We start from the raw sequence: 2,264 nt of genomic DNA on the forward strand, positions 1-2,264 counted from the left end.
TTACAGGTTTTGAATTACTCGAACATAGTTCCAGAAATTAAAACAAAACACCCAGACTTTTTTGTGCTAAATACATCTCAATTTGTAAGCGATTCAGTAAACAATAATTTTGTGGTAACTCATGTAAATTCGTTCATGGAAGAGTTTGCAGCAGAATTAAAACAAAAGGCAACATCTAATACCAACTAGAAACATGAGCAAACTAACGGCAAGTCTTTCTTTAGATTTAGATAATAAATGGTCTTACATGAAGAACAATAATTCAGAGGGCTGGGAGGGATTTCCAACCTATTTGGACATTTTTGTTCCTTATATTCTGAAGCTGTTAGGGGAATTAGAATTGAAAATTACATTTTTCATTGTAGGTCAAGATGCTGCTGTTGAAAAGAATCAAGAATACATAAGAATGATTGCTGATGCCGGTCATGAAATAGGTAATCATTCCTTTAAACATGAAACCTATCTTCACCTTTATACAAGGGAAGAATTGGAAGAGGAAATTGATAAATCGCACAATATTATCAAATCTATCAGCGGTCAAGAACCAAAGGGGTTTCGTGGTCCTGGATTTACTTGGAGCGAAACACTTTTAGAAGTTTTAGAGGCGCGAGGCTATGTTTATGATTCATCTACATTCCCAACATTTATTGGGCCTTTGGCTAGAATGTATTATTTCAAAACGTCCAATTTAACAGATGAACAAAAAAAGGAAAGAAAAGAACTCTTTGGAAAATTTTCTGATGGCTTCATGAAGCTGAAACCATATTTCTGGAAATTGAAGAATAACAGTAAGTTATTGGAAGTTCCAGTAACAACGATGCCTATTTTCAGAATTCCAATTCACTTAACGTATTTAATGTACCTCAGTAGCTTATCAAAACCACTAATGTTTTTATACTTAAAATGTGCTATGCTACTATGTAGACTAACAAGAACATCCCCAAATTTTTTAATTCACCCTACAGATCTCCTTGGAGATGATATGGTGAAGGGTATGGAGTTTTTTCCAGGAATGATGATTCCGAGCCATGAAAAGAAAGCGATTTTTAAGACAATAATTAAAATTTTTGCGAAGCATTTTACCTTAGTAACCATGGAAGAACAAGTAGCCAAAATATACGAAAAGTGTGATATTAGCTTTAACAATGTAAAAGCATAACATATAAATATTGATTCAAAAAAAAATGAATTGAAATAATTAATTAATATTATGGAAACACAATATAAACCACTCGAAATAGTAAAAGAACCTATGGGGCAAAAAATAAGACCAACTGTAACTATTCTATTACCAGCGTATAATGAAGCTGCAATTATTGAAGACAGCCTTAACATTCTATGTGCTCATATGATAGGGCTGAATGATAAATATGATTGGGATATTCTTATTGTGAATGATGGTAGTAAAGATGGTACCGCTGAAATTGCAGACAACCTTGCTAAAACATTGCCAAATATTACGGTTCATCATAATAAAGTGAATAAAAATTTAGGAGGTGCTTTACGTGCTGGGTTTAAAATTGCCAAAGGCGATTATATTGTAGTGCTTGATATTGATTTGAGTTTTGGTCCGGATCATGTTGAATCATTAATGGACGCTGCAATTACCCAGGATGCCGATATCGTTATTGCTTCGCCTTATATGAAAGGTGGTAAAACAACTAATATTCCATTTCTTAGATTACTTTATAGTAAAGTGCTTAATAAAATTATGCGTTATACTTCAGGCATAAATATCCATAGCTTTACTGGAATGGCTCGAGCCTATAGAAAAGAATTTTTAGACACCTTAAATCTAAAAACAACAACGTATTCAATAAATCCGGAAATTATTCAAAAAGCACGTATTTTAAGAGGTCGAATTGTTGAAGTTCCTGGGCATTTAGATTGGACTTTACAATTAGAATATGGGGAAAACAGAACCTCTAGTGTCAATGTTTTTAAAGGAATCCGAAATGGATTAATGTCTAGTTTTATATTTAGACCTTATGGGTTTTTTATGATAGTTGGGTTACTATTATTACTTGCATCCGTGTATATGATTGGTTGGATATTTTATCATGTTTATACCATTTACCCAGAAATTCAATCGTCGGGTGCGTTTTTTGACGATGTGTTCTCAGAGGCCGTGGCTGCTGTTTATAACAAGCGTCCGCATGCTTTTTTAATTGGTGGTTTTACCTTTGTAACAGCTATTCAATTTCTTGGACTTGGCTTTATTTCATTACAGAAAAAACGTTACTTCGATGAGCTGTTTCATTTAA

At 33.3% G+C, this 2,264-nt stretch carries 3 protein-coding genes; all 3 read left to right on the forward strand.

Annotated elements, in window-relative coordinates:
• Positions 1-189, forward strand: a 189-nt coding sequence (locus WBN21_RS08295; RefSeq protein WP_424199242.1) for a hypothetical protein, incomplete at its 5' end; no start/stop codon positions are given.
• Between the two features lie 4 nt (positions 190-193).
• Complete coding sequence (locus WBN21_RS08300; RefSeq protein WP_424199244.1) at positions 194-1,159, forward strand: polysaccharide deacetylase family protein; 966 nt, start codon at positions 194-196, stop codon at positions 1,157-1,159.
• Positions 1,160-1,210: 51 nt separating this feature from the next.
• Positions 1,211-2,264: glycosyltransferase family 2 protein (locus WBN21_RS08305; protein ID WP_424199246.1), on the forward strand; the 1,054-nt coding region annotated here is incomplete at its 3' end.

The sequence above is a fragment of the Algibacter sp. genome (genome assembly GCF_049667265.1).
Classification (GTDB): Bacteria; Bacteroidota; Bacteroidia; order Flavobacteriales; family Flavobacteriaceae; genus Algibacter_B.

Bases quoted from the DNA above. Each gene is read 5' to 3' on its own strand.
- WBN21_RS08300 (WP_424199244.1), top strand. From the start codon at position 194: ATGAGCAAACTAACGGCAAGTCTTTCTTTAGATTTAGATAATAAATGG.